The sequence below is a fragment of the Bosea vestrisii genome, assembly GCF_030144325.1.
GTDB classification, from domain to species: Bacteria; Pseudomonadota; Alphaproteobacteria; order Rhizobiales; family Beijerinckiaceae; genus Allobosea; species Allobosea vestrisii_A.
In genome coordinates this window covers 5,235,051-5,250,559 of sequence record NZ_CP126307.1, presented here as the reverse complement: position 1 = coordinate 5,250,559, position 15,509 = coordinate 5,235,051, and the positions used below count along the sequence as shown (strand labels likewise).

Annotated in this window: 21 protein-coding genes; 10 read left to right on the top strand and 11 right to left on the bottom strand. The window is 66.8% G+C overall.

Annotated elements, in window-relative coordinates:
- Positions 1 to 11: 11 nt before the first annotated feature.
- Positions 12 to 608, bottom strand: coding sequence for a TetR/AcrR family transcriptional regulator (locus QO058_RS25845; RefSeq protein WP_284169075.1), 597 nt, complete (start codon positions 606 to 608; stop codon positions 12 to 14).
- A gap of 102 nt (positions 609 to 710) precedes the next feature.
- Between QO058_RS25845 and QO058_RS25840 the strand changes: the two genes are divergently transcribed.
- Positions 711 to 1,298: an isochorismatase family protein gene (locus QO058_RS25840; RefSeq protein WP_284169074.1), complete on the top strand. Its 588-nt coding sequence runs from the start codon at positions 711 to 713 to the stop codon at positions 1,296 to 1,298.
- A 12-nt stretch (positions 1,299 to 1,310) separates the two neighbouring features.
- Here QO058_RS25840 and QO058_RS25835 read toward each other — a convergent pair whose 3' ends face one another.
- Positions 1,311 to 1,772, bottom strand: coding sequence for an Lrp/AsnC family transcriptional regulator (locus QO058_RS25835; RefSeq protein WP_284169073.1), 462 nt, complete (start codon positions 1,770 to 1,772; stop codon positions 1,311 to 1,313).
- On the opposite strand from QO058_RS25835, the gene QO058_RS25830 reads away from it, so the two are divergent.
- Both QO058_RS25830 and QO058_RS25825 read left to right on the top strand, forming a co-directional pair.
- Positions 1,771 to 2,904: an ornithine cyclodeaminase family protein gene (locus QO058_RS25830; protein WP_284169072.1), complete on the top strand. Its 1,134-nt coding sequence runs from the start codon at positions 1,771 to 1,773 to the stop codon at positions 2,902 to 2,904. The genes QO058_RS25835 and QO058_RS25830 overlap by 2 nt on opposite strands.
- Before the next feature lie 164 nt (positions 2,905 to 3,068).
- Entirely contained in the window at positions 3,069 to 4,298 is a 1,230-nt protein-coding gene (locus tag QO058_RS25825) for an MFS transporter (protein WP_284169070.1), read from the top strand.
- A 2-nt stretch (positions 4,299 to 4,300) separates the two neighbouring features.
- Here the strand turns inward: QO058_RS25825 and QO058_RS25820 are convergent, their stop codons facing one another.
- The gene (locus tag QO058_RS25820) at positions 4,301 to 4,903 is read right to left on the bottom strand and encodes a TetR/AcrR family transcriptional regulator (RefSeq protein ID WP_284169069.1); all 603 of its coding nucleotides are present in this window, start codon (positions 4,901 to 4,903) and stop codon (positions 4,301 to 4,303) included.
- A gap of 142 nt (positions 4,904 to 5,045) precedes the next feature.
- Between QO058_RS25820 and QO058_RS25815 the strand changes: the two genes are divergently transcribed.
- The 5 genes from QO058_RS25815 (at position 5,046) to QO058_RS25795 (ending at position 9,086) form a co-directional block, all read left to right on the top strand.
- Positions 5,046 to 5,252, top strand: coding sequence for a putative antibiotic biosynthesis monooxygenase (locus tag QO058_RS25815; RefSeq protein ID WP_284169068.1), 207 nt, complete (start codon positions 5,046 to 5,048; stop codon positions 5,250 to 5,252).
- A 125-nt stretch (positions 5,253 to 5,377) separates the two neighbouring features.
- Entirely contained in the window at positions 5,378 to 6,577 is a 1,200-nt protein-coding gene (gene rocD / locus QO058_RS25810) for an ornithine--oxo-acid transaminase (RefSeq protein ID WP_284169067.1), read from the top strand.
- Positions 6,578 to 6,812: 235 nt separating this feature from the next.
- Complete coding sequence (locus tag QO058_RS25805; protein ID WP_284169066.1) at positions 6,813 to 7,586, top strand: transporter substrate-binding domain-containing protein; 774 nt, start codon at positions 6,813 to 6,815, stop codon at positions 7,584 to 7,586.
- 76 nt (positions 7,587 to 7,662) lie between these two features.
- Positions 7,663 to 8,373: an ABC transporter permease gene (locus QO058_RS25800; protein WP_284169065.1), complete on the top strand. Its 711-nt coding sequence runs from the start codon at positions 7,663 to 7,665 to the stop codon at positions 8,371 to 8,373.
- A complete protein-coding gene (locus QO058_RS25795) occupies positions 8,370 to 9,086 on the top strand; it encodes an ABC transporter permease (RefSeq protein ID WP_284169064.1) in 717 nt (238 codons plus the stop codon). Before QO058_RS25800 ends, QO058_RS25795 begins: the two co-directional genes overlap by 4 nt.
- A 7-nt stretch (positions 9,087 to 9,093) precedes the next feature.
- Here QO058_RS25795 and map read toward each other — a convergent pair whose 3' ends face one another.
- Positions 9,094 to 9,846, bottom strand: a complete 753-nt coding sequence (gene map / locus QO058_RS25790) for a type I methionyl aminopeptidase (RefSeq protein WP_284169063.1) — start codon at positions 9,844 to 9,846, stop codon at positions 9,094 to 9,096.
- Between the two features lie 172 nt (positions 9,847 to 10,018).
- Here map and QO058_RS25785 point away from each other — a divergent pair, with 172 nt between their 5' ends.
- Positions 10,019 to 10,885: an NAD(P)-dependent oxidoreductase gene (locus tag QO058_RS25785; RefSeq protein WP_284169062.1), complete on the top strand. Its 867-nt coding sequence runs from the start codon at positions 10,019 to 10,021 to the stop codon at positions 10,883 to 10,885.
- Between the two features lie 4 nt (positions 10,886 to 10,889).
- Here the strand turns inward: QO058_RS25785 and QO058_RS25780 are convergent, their stop codons facing one another.
- From QO058_RS25780 to QO058_RS25760, 5 genes are all read right to left on the bottom strand, one after another.
- Entirely contained in the window at positions 10,890 to 11,528 is a 639-nt protein-coding gene (locus QO058_RS25780; RefSeq protein ID WP_284169061.1) for a uracil-DNA glycosylase family protein, read from the bottom strand.
- Positions 11,525 to 11,905: a hypothetical protein gene (locus QO058_RS25775; protein WP_284169059.1), complete on the bottom strand. Its 381-nt coding sequence runs from the start codon at positions 11,903 to 11,905 to the stop codon at positions 11,525 to 11,527. Before QO058_RS25775 ends, QO058_RS25780 begins: the two co-directional genes overlap by 4 nt.
- A gap of 84 nt (positions 11,906 to 11,989) precedes the next feature.
- Positions 11,990 to 12,460 (bottom strand): hypothetical protein, encoded by a 471-nt coding sequence (locus tag QO058_RS25770; protein WP_284169057.1) that lies wholly within the window; start codon positions 12,458 to 12,460, stop codon positions 11,990 to 11,992.
- Complete coding sequence (locus tag QO058_RS25765) at positions 12,457 to 12,918, bottom strand: hypothetical protein (protein ID WP_284169056.1); 462 nt, start codon at positions 12,916 to 12,918, stop codon at positions 12,457 to 12,459. The genes QO058_RS25770 and QO058_RS25765 overlap by 4 nt, the downstream gene beginning before the upstream one ends.
- 3 nt (positions 12,919 to 12,921) lie before the next feature.
- Entirely contained in the window at positions 12,922 to 13,533 is a 612-nt protein-coding gene (locus QO058_RS25760; RefSeq protein WP_284169055.1) for a glutathione S-transferase family protein, read from the bottom strand.
- Between the two features lie 159 nt (positions 13,534 to 13,692).
- Here QO058_RS25760 and QO058_RS25755 point away from each other — a divergent pair, with 159 nt between their 5' ends.
- On the top strand, positions 13,693 to 13,842 hold the full coding sequence (locus tag QO058_RS25755) for a hypothetical protein (protein ID WP_284169054.1): 150 nt from the start codon (positions 13,693 to 13,695) through the stop codon (positions 13,840 to 13,842).
- Between the two features lie 16 nt (positions 13,843 to 13,858).
- Here QO058_RS25755 and QO058_RS25750 read toward each other — a convergent pair whose 3' ends face one another.
- Positions 13,859 to 14,779, bottom strand: a complete 921-nt coding sequence (locus QO058_RS25750) for an AEC family transporter (protein WP_284169053.1) — start codon at positions 14,777 to 14,779, stop codon at positions 13,859 to 13,861.
- Positions 14,780 to 14,939: 160 nt separating this feature from the next.
- Positions 14,940 to 15,491 carry a thermonuclease family protein gene (locus tag QO058_RS25745; RefSeq protein ID WP_284169052.1) on the bottom strand — a complete coding sequence of 184 codons (552 nt, stop codon included), beginning with the start codon at positions 15,489 to 15,491 and terminating at the stop codon, positions 14,940 to 14,942.
- Positions 15,492 to 15,509: the final 18 nt, after the last annotated feature.

Here is a 15,509-nt window from a genome sequence, read left to right as displayed (position 1 = left end):
GCAGCTCCGGCTCAATCTTCCCGCTCGGCGAGATGGCTCTTCAGCATGGCGCGCAGCTCGGCAATGGCCGGCGCACGCACGCTCTCATCGTCATCGGCACGCAGCAGCGCCGCGACCCGGATCAGGTGCAGGGTCACCGCAGCGAGCGAAGCGACCCGCGCTTCGACGATCGGCGGCGCAACTGCGCCGAGCAACGCCGCGATGCGGCCGCGCAAACGGGCGCGCGCCTCCTTCTTGACGGCAGGGTCGAGGCTACGGCGCTCGCCCACGGCAAGGAAGGCCGGGTTGTCTTCGAGATAGGCAACAAATCGGGCAAAGAGCGCATCCACCGCCGCCTGAACCGGCTGACCGCGCACCTCCCCCGCAAGCAGATCGAGCATGCCGGCGAGCGCATCGAGATGGCGGGCATGCAGCGCAGCGGCGACATGCTCCTTGGTGGGGAAGAACTGGTAGAGCGAGCCGATCGAGGCGCCGGCGCGCGCGGCGATCTGCGTCATGGTCGCCGCCTCGTATCCGGTCTCGGCGAAGACCGCGCTGGCGCCGTCAAGCAGCGCCGAGACCCGCTTCAGACCGCGACTGCGACTCGGCGCCTTGGCGTTCTTCTCCACCGGAGGGCTTGTATTTTGTGAGGATATACTCATAAATCTACAAACATGAGGACGCCCTCATATAAAGGCCGACTTCGGCCACGCTCCCTGACGGAGTCCCTGATGACGCTCCAGCTCGACCCTCGCAAAACCGCCCTCGTTCTCATCGACATGCAGAAGGGAACGCTCGCCTTCCCACTCGCACCCTATGACCGGACAACCCTCATCGCCAATACGGCCACGCTCGGGCAGGCCTTCGCCGCAGCCGGCGGCCTGATCGCGACGGTCAGGGTCGCGTTCTCGCCCGACCGCTCCGATCTGCCGCCGCAGGCCATCGATCATCCGATGATGCTGCCGCCGGACGGCTTCCCGCCGGACTGGTCCGAGCTCACGCCCGAGATCGCGGCGCTGCCAGCCGCCGTCTGCGTCACCAAGCGGAACTGGAGCGCCTTCTATGGCACGGAGCTCGACCTGCAGTTCCGGCGGCGGCGGATCGAGACTGTCGTGATCGGCGGCATCGCGACGAACTTTGGCGTCGAATCGACGGCGCGCGACGCCTGGCAGCACGGCTACGACGTGATCGTGGCGGAGGATGCCTCGACCTCGGTCGGCGCGGATCTGCACGCCTTTGCCATCACCTCGACCTTGCCGCGCGTCTCGCGGGTGCGGCGCGTCGCGGATATTGTCGCCGCCATCACCCAGGCTGCGTAGGGCCGACGGTCGTCACAGCGGCAGCAGCGCGTCCGGCTTCACATCGCCGATCGAAGCGTAGCTGTGCGTTTCCCTGACCCCGGGGAGCGGCAGGATGACCCTCTGCAGGAAGTCCTGGAACGTCGCCATGTCAGCGATCCGGGCTTTGACCAGATAGTCGAAACCGCCGATCACCATGTGGCATTCGATGATTTCGGGGGCCTTCGCGACGGCCTCGGCGAAGCGGTCGAAGACATGCGGGGCAGTGTGATCGAGCCTGACCTCGATGAAGATCAGCGTGCCGCGCCCGATCTTCGAAGGTTCGAGCACGGCCCGGACGGCGCGGATGAAGCCCTCGCTGAACAGGCGCTTGATGCGCTGCGACGCTCCCGTCGGCGAGAGCCCGACGCGCTGGGCAAGATCAAGCACGGTACGGCGGCCGTCCTCCTGCAAGAGCCCGAGCAGCAGCCGATCGACGCGGTCAAGATCACTCATGTTGGATTCGCACTTCTCCATGGCAAATTGCGTGATAGTCGCGCAAATTTGGCGAAATCAGCATATTTCATCACGCCAGATTGCCGCAATACCGTTGAAGGGCACTGAACGCCGAAACGGAACCGAGGCAAGCAGCATTATGGACAGCACACGACCTGCATCGAGCAATCACGCAAAAGGCGAGATCGCGCTTCTTTCGCTGAGCGAAACGGAGATCAGAGACTGTATCGACCTGCGCAAGCTGCTCGACGCGCTGGCGGAGGGCTTCAAGGCCCTCGCCGACGGCCGCGTCGTCATTCCAGCGCGGCCACAACTCGACATACCGGATGCGGGCTATTCGCTGGCGATGCCGGCCTGGATGGCGGGCATGCATCTGACCGTCAAACTGGTCAACGTCTTCGAAGGCAACATCGCCCGGGGCATCCCGAGCCACCTCGCGACGATCCACCTCTTTGATCCGGAGACGGGGATGCCCGTCTGCATCATGGATGGCACCTACATCACCGCGGTCCGCACCTCCGGCTCGGCCGTCCTCTCAGTGCGGGAGCTCGCCCGGCGCGATGCCAGGGTCGCGACCGTGGTGGGCGCCGGCGTCCAGGCCAGCCAGCACCTCAACCTGCTGCCGCTCGTTCGCGATTTCGCGGAGATCCGGGTGTTCTCGAAAAACTTCGTCGATGCGCAGGCGCTGGCTTCGCGTCACCCGCGCGTCACGGCCGTTGCGGATCTCGAAGCCGCAGTGCGTTCTTCGGATGTCGTCTGCCTCGCGACGCACTCCTATGTCCCGGCGATATCCGCAGACTGGGTTCAACCGGGAACGCATGTGTCCTCGGTCGGTGTCGCGCCACCCGGCGGCGAGCTGCCGGTCGATCTGATTGCCCGCGGCAGCCTCTTCGTCGAGGCGCGGGAGGCCTTCGCACCGACACCGGTGGGTTGCTGCGAGTTGGCCGATATCGACCCCGAGGTCGGCACCGACCTTGGCGCGATGCTGCTGGGGCGGCGACCGGGACGGACGTCGGACCGGCAGATCACGATCTACAAGGCGATGGGCGTCGCCATGGAAGACATGGTGGCGGCCGACCTCGCCTACCGCGAGGCCTGGCGGCGGGGCGCGGGGCAAAGCATCTCGCTCTAGCTCCGGCCAACAGCAGAAATGCCATGCACCATTCGCATGGCGCTTCTGCTTCCTTCAAGCCGAACCAGCAATCACTTGCGATTCACGCATGGCTTGAGCATTATGTTGCAGTGCAGTGCGCGTCCTCGCGCTGCGACCAACAATAATCCGTCCGGACCATCGTCATGAGCCTTTCGAGCACGGGAGACGCCTTCGCGCGCCCTGCCCGCTCCGCCGCCGCGCCGCGTGTCGGCCTTGTCCTGTTCGCCCTGGCGATGGGCGGCTTCGCCATCGGCACGGCCGAGTTCGCGGTGATGAGCCTGCTGCCCTATTTCTCGGCGGACCTCGGGATCGACGAGCCGACGGGCGGGCATGTGATCAGCGTCTACGCCGCCGGCGTGGTGGTCGGCGCCCCGATCATCGCGGTGCTGGCGACGAAGCTCTCGCGTCGCACCTTGCTGATCGGGCTGATGGCGGCCTTCGCGCTCGGCAACGGGCTTTCGGCGCTCGCGCCGAGCTATGGCTGGATGCTGCTGTTCCGCTTTCTCAGCGGGCTGCCGCACGGCGCTTATTTCGGCGTCGCGGCGCTGGTCGCGGCTTCGCTGGTGCCGGCGAACCGGCGCGCGCTCGCCGTGGCGCGGGTGATGCTCGGCCTGACGATCGCGACGATTCTCGGCGTACCGCTGGCGAACTGGCTCGGCCAGGTGCTCGGCTGGCGCTGGGGCTTCGGTGTCGTCGCAGCGCTGGCGCTGACCACCGTCATCCTGATCGCCTTGTTTGCGCCGAAGGACAGGCCGCAGCCGGGCGCCAGCGCCCTGCGAGAGCTCGGCGCGCTGCGCCACCGGCAAGTCTGGCTGACGCTCGCCATCGGCGCTGTCGGCTTCGGCGGGCTGTTCGCGGTCTATACCTATCTCGCCTCGACGCTGATCGAGGTGACACAGGTCGCGCCGTCGATGGTGCCGATCGTGCTGGCGATCTTCGGGCTCGGCCTGACTTTCGGCACCCTGGCTGCCGCCTGGCTGGCGGATCGGATGCCGATGGCCTCGATCGCGATCATCCTGATCTGGACCGCGGGCTCGCTGGCGCTCTTTCCGTTCGCTGCCGGCAATATCTGGGCGATCTCGGCTGTCGCCTTCATGATCGGCTGCGGCGGCGGGCTCGGCACGCCCCTGCAGACGAGGCTGATGGATGTCGCGCAGGATGCGCAGACGCTCGCGGCGGCGCTGAACCACAGCGCCTTCAACACCGCCAATGCGCTCGGCCCCTGGCTGGGTGGCATGGCGATCGCTGCCGGCTATGGCTGGACCTCGACCGGCTGGGTCGGCGCCGGCCTCGCGCTCGCGGGCCTCGCGATCTGGCTGGTGACGCTGTGGGATGCGAAGGCCCGGCAACGGGCAGCCCTCGCCAGCGGCTGATCTCAGCGCGGCGTCGACGCCGCGATCAGGCGCATCGCGGCCGGAATCGAGGCCTGGCCGGCCTCGAGTTGGTCGGTCAGCACGTAGAACCAGTTGAAGCCGAGATAGAGCGCGAGCCTGGCCTCGACCTCCGCGGCCAGGATGTCGCCGCGCGCCGCGGCGGCGTTGAAGAGGCCGCGGACATCCCGCAACCGTTCGGGCAGGAACTTCTCGCGCAGCACCGCCAGCGCCTCGGGATCGCTCTGCGCCTCGGCCAGCAGCGCCCGGAAGGTGCGTCCCGACGGGGTGCCGCACCAGAAGCCCCAGAGCGCTCTGGTATGATCGACGAGGTCCTGCGCGAGATCATCGGTCGGCACCGCCCGGATGATCGCCTTCTCGGCGGCATAGACCTCCATCAGCAGGTCGGCCCGGTTCTTCCACCAGCGATAGATCGTCGGCTTCCCGGCGCCGGCGCGGCGCGAAACGGCGTCGATCGAGAAGCCGGCATAGCCCTCCTCCGCCAGCACGGCGCGGGCGGCGGCGAGGATCGCGGCCTGCGAGGCCGGATTGCGCTTTGCGCCGATCGAGGCGCGGCGAGCCGGCGGCGTGGCTTTCGCAGCCTTCATGATCGACCCCTCTACCTTCAGCTCGGCCCGGCGCTCAGACACGTTCCTTGCAAGCACGGTCTTGCAACAAACGAGTTGATATCGAAACGGATCGTATCTATCAATTGGAAACGAAACGGATCGTTCCGTTATAGAGGTGACAATGACTACTGCAGCCCGCAATCCTATTCTCGCCCGTCTACGTTTCCTGGGCACGCTGATGCTCGGCGCCTATCTGCTGATCAACCTGATCCTGACCGCGCTGGCGCCGGTGACGACCGGCTGGTCGACCTGGTCGGTGACCGCGCTCGCCGTGCCGCCCATGGTGCTCGGCATGGTCTATCTCGTCATCCCGATCGCCCGCCGCTGAGGCCGCGGCCCGCATTTGTCCGATTCTGTCGTCATCGCGACAGAATCGGCTGCGGCGCGGCCGCGTGGCAGCCAGCCTCGGCTGCTTTCGCGGGCCTACCCTCGAAGAAACGAGGGAGAACCGCCATGAACGCGATCGTGCTCGAACGGGAAGTCTGCGCGCAGAACTACGCGCCCCTGCCGATCATGCTCTCCCATGGCGAAGGGGTCTGGCTTACCGATGTCGCCGGCGTGCGGCGGCTCGACATGATGAGCGGCTATTCCGCCGTCAGCCTCGGCCATGGCCATCCGCGCATCCTGAAAGTGCTGAACGAGCAGGCGAAGCGCCTCGCCGTGACCAGCCGTGCCTTCCATACCGAGCCGCTCGGCCCCTTCCTGGCCAGGCTCTGCGCCGTTGCCGGGCAGGAGATGGCGCTGCCGATGAACACCGGCGCCGAAGCCGTCGAAACCGCGATCAAGGCTGCCAGGCGCTGGGGCCACAAGGTCAAAGGCATCGCCGACGGCAGGGCCGAGATCATCGTCGCCGACAACAACTTCCACGGCCGCACCACGACGATCGTCAGCTTCTCCTCCGACGAGAGCTATCGCGACGGCTTCGGGCCGTTTGCGCCGGGCTTCGTCAGCGTTCCCTTCGGCGATGCGGCGGCGATGGAAGCAGCGATCACGCCGAACACCGCCGCGATCCTGATCGAGCCGATCCAGGGCGAGGCCGGCATCGTGCTGCCGCCGGACGGCTATCTCAGGGCGCTGCGGACGCTTTGCGACCGGCACAACGTCCTTCTGATCCTCGACGAGATCCAGTCCGGCCTCGGCCGCACCGGCCACTGGTTCGCGCACCAGCACGAAGGCGTGAAGCCGGACGGGCTGATCGTCGGCAAGGCGCTCGGCGGCGGGGTCTATCCGGTCTCGGCCTTCCTGGCCTCACGCGCGGTGATGCAATTGTTCGGGCCCGGCTCGCATGGCTCTACTTTCGGCGGCAACGCGCTCGCCGCCGCGATCGGCTTCGAGGCTCTGGCGGTGATCGAGGACGAGAAGCTGGTCGAGCGCTCGGCCGAGCTCGGCGCCTATATGAAAGAGCGGCTCGTGGCGATGACGATCGGCCTCGCCAGCGAGGTGCGCGGGCGCGGCCTCTGGATCGGCGTCGAGGTCGCGCCCGGCGCCGGCTATGCGAAAAAGATCGTCGCCCGCCTCGCCGATGCCGGCGTGCTGACCAAGGAGACGCATGAGCACACCATCCGCTTCGCGCCGCCCCTGACGATCAGCCGCGAAGAGCTGGATTGGGGGCTGGAACGCTGCGAAAGCGTCTTCGCCGAGCGTGCGCGCTGAGCGTTGCAACAAAATCCGTGTGCGGCCGTGTGAGCCAGAACACGGGAAAACCGTCACTGCATTACGATTTCAACAACAAGAACAGCGTCTTGCCTTGCACGATCCTTGTGCGGGCACGCTCGGAAAAGCTGCAAGAGCCTACTTGCGGCCCGCCCCGATGATCGCACAAGCTGTCGCGCACAAGCCGTTGCGGGAACTCGAAACGCCCGATCGGCCAGATCCAAGGGGAGGTCCCATGAAAGGTTTCGCAAAGTTCTTCGCAGCCGCAGCGCTCACCGTTGTCGGCGCCACCGGGGCGCTCGCCCAGGCCAAGGAGTGGAAGGAAGTCCGGATCGGCACCGAGGGGGCCTATCCGCCCTATAACAACCTCAACGCCAAGAAGGAGCTGGAAGGCTTCGAGATCGATTACGGCAACCTTCTCTGCGAGAAGATGAAGGTGAAGTGCAGCTGGGTGGTACAGGACTGGGACGGCATCATCCCGGCGCTGCAGGCGAACAAGTACGACATCATCCTCGCTGGCATGAACGCCACCGAAGAGCGCAAAAAGCAGGTCGACTTCACCACGCCCTACAGCAAGACGCCGATCTGGATGATCGGCCCCAAGAGCACCGCTTCGGCCGATATCTCGCCGGCGACCCTGAAGGGCAAGTCGATCGGCGCGCAGGGCTCGACCATCCACGCCAACTATGTCGAGAAATTCTACAAGGACTCGACCGCGCGCCTCTATCCGACCCAGGAAGAGGCCAATCTCGACCTGCTCAACGGCCGTCTCGACTATATCGTCGCCGACGCGCTCGCCCTCGCCGACTTCCTGAAGGGACAGGGCAAGGACTGCTGCAAGCGGATCGCCGAGGTGACCCGCGACGACGCGATCCATGGCGCAGGCGTCGCCGGCGCCGTGCGCAAGGCCGACACCGCGCTGAAGGACCTGGTCAACAAGGCGATCGCCGAGACCATGGCCGATGGCTCGTTGAAGAAGCTCGAGGCCAAGTGGTTCAAGTACGAGTAATCTGAAGCCTGCTGACGCTCGCCCGTCGGCCGCTTCAGGCCGGCGGGCTTTTATCCCCTCGCGCGCCGGCCCCGCCATGTTCGACAAACTCGCTCTGCTCGGCTTCGGCCCCGGCGGCTGGGGCTGGGCCCTGCTGCAAGGCGCGGCCAACACCATCTCGGTCGCGCTCGCGACCCTGCCCTTCGGCCTGGCGCTCGGCCTGATCATCGCGCTGTGGAAGCGCTCGGACAGCGTCCTGCTGCGCTCGCTAGCGACGATCTACACCACCGTCTTCCGCGGCGTGCCCGAGCTGCTGACGCTCTACATCATCTATTTCGGCATCCAGGTGCTGGTGCAGAAGGCCTGGAGCGGCTTCTCGATTCCGCCCTTCGTCGCCGGCATGGTCGCGCTCGGCATGGTGCTCGCCGCCTTCTCGAGCGAGGTCTGGGTCGGCGCGCTGAACTCGATCCAGAAGGGCCAGCGCGAAGCCGCCTCGGCGCTCGGCCTGTCGAAGGCGCAGGCCTTCCGGCTCGTCGTTTTCCCCCAACTGATCCGCGTCGCCCTGCCCGGTCTCGGCAACAACTGGATGGTGCTGCTGAAGGAGACCTCGCTGATCTCGGTGATCACGCTGCAGGACATCATGTTCATCGCGACGCGCGCCAATGTCGTGACCAAGGAGCCGTTCCTGTTCTTCGGCACGGCGATGATGCTCTACTTCTTCTTCTCGCTGGTTTCCGCCTGGGGCATCGGCAAGCTCGAGCAGCGCACCAATCGCGGCTTCGCCGCCTTCGGCGGAGCGACGCGATGAACTGGTGCGAATATCCCGGCTACCTGATCGGCAGCGAGGTCCTGCAGAACTATGGCTGCCGCATGGCGAGCGGCCTGGGGCTCACCTTCCAGCTGGTGGTGCTCTCGGTCGCGTTCGGCTTCGTGCTCGCGATCGGTCTCGCCATCGCCAGGCTCTACGGACCACGCTGGGCGCAGATCGCGATCAACGGCTACACCACCTTCTTCCGTGGTACGCCCCTGCTCTGCCAGCTCTTCCTGGTCTATTACGGCTTCGGCCAGTTCCGGCTGTTCTGGCAGGATGTCGGGCTGTGGTGGTTCTTCCGCGAGCCTTTCTACTGCGCGCTCTTCACCTTCACCATCAACACCGCCGCCTATCAGGCCGAAATCCTGCGCGGCGCGATCCAGTCGATCCCGCGCGGGCAATTCGAGGGTGCGCTGGCGCTGGGCCTGCATCGCTGGGCGACGCTGCGCCGGGTGATCCTGCCGCAGGCGATGATCCTGGCGCTGCGCCCGCTCGGCAACGAGTTGATCGTGATGATCAAGGCGAGCGCAATCGCCTCGCTGGTGACGCTGTTCGACCTGATGGGCGCGACCCGCCTCGCCTTCGCCCGCTCCTTTGACCTCTCGATCTATCTCTATGCGGCGCTGATCTATCTCGTGCTGACCGAGATCATCCGCCGCGTCTGGGACCGGATCGAGCTCAGGCTGACGCGGCACATGGCACTGCGCTGAGCGGCACTCAGCCCGGCAAGGTCAGGATAAGCGGGCCGTTGGCGGTCGCGACCACGGTGTGCTCGTACTGGACCGTCGGAGCGCGCGGCTCGGCATAGAGCGTCCAGCGATCATCGCCTTCGTGCTCGGCCCAGTCCGCGCCCAGCGACAGGAACGGCTCGACGGTGAAGACGAGCCCCTTCTGCATGATGCGGCGCTCGGAGCGCTCGGGCCAGGTGGCGATCTCCTTCGGCTCCTCGTGCAGCGAGCGGCCGATGCCGTGGCTGGCGAGGTTGCGGACCAAGGTATAGCCTTTCTTCTGCGCGAAGCGGCCGACCGCCTCGCCAATGTGGGCGATGGGCTTGCCGGCCCCGACCTGGCCGAGCCCGGCCCAGAGCGCGCGCTTGCCGTCGCGACACAGCTTCTCGATGCGGCGATCGACCGGCGGCACGGTGAAAGACGCTCCCGTGTCGGAGAAATAGCCGGCCTTCTCGGCCGAAACATCGATGTTCACCAGGTCGCCCGCAACGATCCGGCGCTCGCCCGGAATGCCGTGGGCGACCTCCTCGTTGATGCTGATGCAGGTCGCGCCCGGGAAGCCGTAGACGGTCTCGGGGGCCGACCGTGCGCCGTGCTTTTCGAGAATGTCGCGGCCGATCGCGTCGAGCTCGGCCGTGGTCATGCCCGGCTCGAGCGCCCGCCCCATGGCCGCCAGCGTATCGGCGACGATGCGACCGATCTCGCGCAGGGCCTGAAGTTCTTGATCATTGGTGATGGTCATCCGAGGTTCCTGACTGATTTCGGCGAGAGCGACAAGCCAGGGCGCGGCAGACTGTCCATGCGTGATCTCTGCGGAATCGCGATCGCTGCTATCGCGCCCGGATCGCTTCCCTCGCCTTCCCCGGCGCGCTAAAGCCGCACTGAGCTTTCAGACGATGCAGCGGAGCAGTCCCATGGCCAAAGTCGCTTTCCTCGGTCTCGGCGTGATGGGCTATCCCATGGCCGGCCATCTCAAGGCCAAGGGCCATGACGTCACCGTCTACAACCGTTCGCCGGAGAAGGCGCAGAAATGGGTGGCACAGCACGCCGGCGTCTACGCGCCGACGCCGGCCCAGGCCGCCGAAGGCCAGGAGATCGTCTTCTGCTGCGTCGGCAATGACGACGATTTGCGCTCGGTGACGACAGGCGAGAACGGCGCCTTCGCCGCAATGGGCAAGGGCACGGTCTTCGTCGACCACACCACCGCCTCGGCCGATGTCGCGCGCGAGCTCGACACCGCGGCGAAAGCGGCCGGCTTCGGCTTCATCGACGCGCCGGTCTCCGGCGGCCAGGCCGGCGCCGAGAACGGCGTGCTGACCGTGATGTGCGGCGGCGACCCGGCAGCTTACGCCAAGGTCGAGTCGGTGATCGCCAGCTTTGCCCGCATGTGCCGGCTGATGGGCCCGGCAGGTTCCGGCCAACTCACCAAGATGGTCAACCAGATCTGCATCGCCGGCCTGGTCCAGGGCCTCTCCGAGGGCGTCCACTTTGCCAAGCGCGCCGGCCTCGATGTCGAGGCGATGCTGGAGGTGATCTCGAAGGGCGCCGCCGGCTCCTGGCAGATGGAGAACCGCGGCAAGACGATGAACGCCGACAAGTTCGATTTCGGCTTCGCCGTCGACTGGATGCGCAAGGATCTCGGCATCGTGCTCGACGAAGCCCGCAACAACGGCGCTCGTCTGCCGGTGACCGCGCTGGTCGACCAGTTCTATGCCGATGTGCAGAGGCTGGGCGGCGGGCGCTGGGACACGTCGAGCCTGTTGAAGCGGCTGGAGCCGTAAGAGCTCAGCCTACCAGCCGCGCCACCTCCGCCCGTAGCACCGGCACCAGCTCGGCCTCGAACCAGGGGTGCTTCCTGAGCCAGCCATTGTTGCGCCAGGAGGGGTGCGGCAGCGGCAGGATGCGCGGCCGGCGCGGCTGCCCGAGGATGGCGCGCCAATCAGCGACGGTCGCCGTGAGGTCGGTCGCCGCCTTGGGCCCGAGATGCCAGGCTTGGGCATAACGGCCGATCACCAGCACGAGCTCGATCTCCGGCAACGCCGCCAGCACGCGCTCACGCCAGGCCGGCGCGCATTCGCGGCGCGGCGGCAGGTCACCGCCCTTGGCGTCGAGCCCAGGGAAGCAATGCCCCATCGGTACGATCGCGACACGCGAGGCGTCGTAGAAGCGGGCATGGTCGAGACCAAGCCAGTCGCGCAGGCGATCGCCGGAACGGTCGGTGAAAGGCCTGCCGCTGGCATGGACGCGCGTGCCCGGCGCCTGGCTCGCGATCAGCAGGCGGGCGCCGGCCTCAGCCTGGATCACGGGTCGCGGTTCATGCGGCAACCGAGGACCGTAGAGCGGCGCATCCCGGCAGATCCGGCAGGCACGCAATTCGGCGAGGACGTCGTCGAGCGCCTCTTGCGAAGTTCCCTGCCCGCTCATCGTCCGGCCAACCGCTCCCGGCCCGGGCGCTGCGAGATCAGCCCGTCGCAATGCCAGGCAGGGACCTTGTTAGCGTGCTTTTCGGGATCGCCGGGCTGGATGGCGAAGGCACCGACGATGCCGCCGTTGACGACGCTGCGAGGGACATAGAGCGTGCCGCTGCGCTCGACCGTGAAGCAATGGGTCTGGCGCGTCTCAATCGGGCCGTAATAGTAGCAGATCGCATCCTGCGTCGTGGTCCAGCAGGCATCGCGGTTCGGCGTTTCCCGATTGCGATTGTACCCGCTCACCCGCCCATCCTCGTGATGGTACTCGCTGAACGTCCCGCCGGTGCTGTAGCGGCCGGTCACCGTATTGCCTTCGACGAGCTGGCGCATCTGTTCACCGGTCAGCCGCTCGACGGCCAGCGTCTCGCTCCCCCCATACCGAGAGGCCGAGAAGCAGCGCCAGCGCGCACAGCCTCACCGCGAGGCAACCCGCGGCGACATCGCTGGCGGCGCGTTCGAGATCAGCCCGTCGCAATGCCAGGACGGTGCTTTGTCGACGTGCTTCTCTGGATCGCCCGATTGGATGGTGGCGATGCCGTTGATGCGGCCGGTCCGATAGGTCTTCAGCACATAGAGCGTGCCGCTGCGCTCGACGGCGAAGCAATAGGTCCGGCGTGTCTCGTGCGGGCCGTAGTAGTAGCAGACCGCGTCGTCCGTCGTGGTCCAGCAGGCATCGGTGTTGGTCACGTGCCGGTTGTGCCCGGTCGCGCGACCGTCCTGGTGATGATATTCGCTGAACGGTAGCCCGTTATTGTAGCGACCGGCGACCGTATTGCCCTCGAAGAGCAGGCGAATCTCCTGCCCGGTCAGCCGCTCGACCGCAGCGGCGCTCGTGGCGCAAGCGCAAAGTCCCAAGAGCACCGCTATCATGCGAGGCCATGTCATCGTGCCGCCACCCGCCGCGACATCGGCAGCTGCGGGCCGCGCGAGATCAGCCCGTCGCAATACCAGGGCTTGCCGCCGTCGGTATGATTGCGCGGATTGGCGAGCTCGATCGTCGCAACGGCATTGATCCGGCCATCGCCGACATTGCGCAGGACATAAAGCCGCTGGGCCAATTCGACCGTGAAGCAATGCGTCGTCCGGTCCTCCGGCGGGCCGTAATAATAGCAGACCGCGTCGCCCTTGGTGATCCAGCAAGCGTCGCGGTTCTCCTGCCAGCCATTATTGCCGAGCGCCCGCCCGTCAGGGTCGTGGAACTCGGTGAAGAAGCCGCCGCCGGTGTAGCGGCCGCTGACCGTGTTGCCGGTGAAGGCCTGGTTGATCTGCTCGCCCGTCAGCTTCTCCGCCGCCATGGCGGCGAGCGGCAGCATGAACGCGAACAGGACGGCCAGCAGGCGCATCGTTCAAGCTTTCCAGCTCGGCCTGGCCGAGAGCTCGCCATGCCAACGGCGGACGTTGGCAAAATCCTCCGGCAGCGGAATGCGCGAGGGCTTCATGAAGTCGATGGCGATGCCGGCGGTGATGTCTGCCACCGTCAGCTCGTCGCCGCAGATGAAGCGATTGGCGCCGAGCTGCAGATCGAGCAGCACCAGGTGGTCATCGATCAGTTCGCGATTGGCCTCGGCCCATTCCGGAACCTGCTCCTCGAGCTCGGCCATGGCGGGGTGGCTGTGGCGGAACACCGCCGAGACCGACGAGAACAGCCCGAGCTCGATGCGCCGATTCCACATCTCGATCAGCGCAGCTTCCTTGGGTGCGGCGCCGAACAGAGGCGGCACCGGATGCAGGCTCTCGACATAGCGGCAGATCGCGATCGTCTCGGCGAGTGCGGTGCCATCCTCGAGCAGCAGCACCGGCAGGCGCTGCGATGGATTGATGCGGGTGAACTCCGGCGTCCGATGCTCCTTCTTGCCGATGTCGATCGGGACGAGCTCGGGAAGGGGCACGCCCTTCTCGGCAAAGAAGATGCGGACCCGCCGCGGATTGGGCGCGCGCCCGCCATCATAGAGCTTCATGCCCTCGCCTTTCGTCTTCCCGAGACATGGCGGTTTCACGGTGCCGCCGCGGCCCTGTCAAGAGTTCACCCGCAAACACGGCGGCAAGACGACGCTGCCATGCGTCGGCGGGAACAAAGCGCCCATATCCGCGATTACCATTCCGCAGGGGGAACCGGCATGCCGCAGGATTGGAGCTTCGTCGTCTGGATCGTCGTCCTCGCCATCCCGGTGGGGCTGATGCTCGTGAGTTTCTGGTCGCGCTCGCGCGAGCCCGGCGCCGCTCGGCTGGACGGGCCGAGCAAGGACGATCCACGCGAGCCCATGTAATCCGCGCCGCGACCGGTCAACCCGGCGCGAGCAGGATCAGCGCAAGCGGCACCGCCACCGCTGCCAGGACGGTCTGCAGCGCGCAGATGCCGGCCATCAGCGGCGCATCGCCACCGAGCTGGCGCGCCATCACATAGGATGAGGAGGCGGTCGGCAGCGCCTGGAACAGGATGGCCAGCGTCGCCGCCTGGCCGCCGAGGCCGAAGCCCTTCAGCGCCGCATAGGTCGCGAGCGGCATCACCACGAACTTGACGAAGGAGGCGACCAGCGCCGGCTTCAGGCCGCGGCCGAGCGCACCCCAGTCGAGTGCCGCGCCGACGCAGAGCAGGCCGATCGGAAGCGAAGCCTGGCCGAGGGCCTTGAGGCAGCCTTCGACGCCCGGCGGCAGCCCGAGGCCAGTAAGCTGGATGGCGATGCCGAGCACGCAGGACATCAGCAGCGGATTGAGGGCAAGGCCCCGGAGAATGCCGCGCAGTGTCGGCTGCGCCGAGCCCCAGCGGGCGAAGACCAGGACGCACAGCACGTTCACTGTCGGCACGATCGCCGCATTGGCCACGGCCGCGAGCGGCAGGGCGGACGGCCCGAGCATGCTGCCGGCCGCGCTCAGGCCGACATAATTATTGAAGCGGATGCCGCCCTGGAAGACCGAGGTGAAGGCGGCGTCACTGTAGCCAAGCCAGCGCTTGGCCAGCACGAGCGCCGCCGCCACGGCGATGATCGCCGCCATCAGCGTCAAGGCCAGTTCGGCGACGGGAAGGCCTTTAAGATCGGCCATCGCCAAGGCGTGCATGAAGAGGGCCGGCAGAAGGACGTAGTAGCTCAGCCGCTCGGCCTGCGGCCAGAACGCATCCGGCAGGAAGCGCAGGCGGCGCATGGCATGGCCGAGCGCGATCAACAGGGCGATCGGCGCCAGAGCGAGCAGGATGGCGCCGATCATGCCGGCAGCTCCGATCGGCAGGCGGGCAACGGCATCATGCGACAGCAAATCCGGCGAGGGGACGGGAAGGAGATGATCCTTCTTTAGATTGCGAACCGCGAAGACGAAAATGCCAAAGCCGCCCGAGGCATTGACGAATTCGCATGGCCGGCGCTCGCCTTCAGCGCGGATGGCTCCTGCGCCAGGCCTCCGGCCGTTCGAAGCTCAACGCCCAGATGCCGCGACCGGCGGCTTTCGCCTCGTCCTCCTCGGCCTGATAGCCACCATAGGCGACGGCCTGGCCCTGGCGCACCAGCGCCGCGTTGATCTCGGCGTTGCCTTGCCGGCAGCGCGCCAGCCCGCGGCCATAGCGGTCGGCCCTGGAAACCGTGCAGGTGACGTTGCCGAGCGCCAGCATGGCGGCGAGCGCGCGCCGCGCCTGCCGGCCGCAGGCGACCTCGCCGCCGCTCCGATCCCGGCAGGTCTGCCGGTATTCGGGCGCGTCGATGCCCTCGAGGCGAAGCTCCTCGCCAAGAAGCCGCAGCGAATCGCCATCGATCGCGTCGGCCTGTCCGGCGAGGCTGCGGCCGGAGCCGAGCCGGTATTGCAGAACCGCTCCCGCTATCGCCAAAAGCAGAATGAATCCAAGGGCTACGACGAAATCGACCGAGCGGCCGACCCGCCGCCAGCCGAACGGGCCGTAATTGCTTGTCCTGAATCCGAAGCGCGTCATCAGGATAAGCTTAACGAA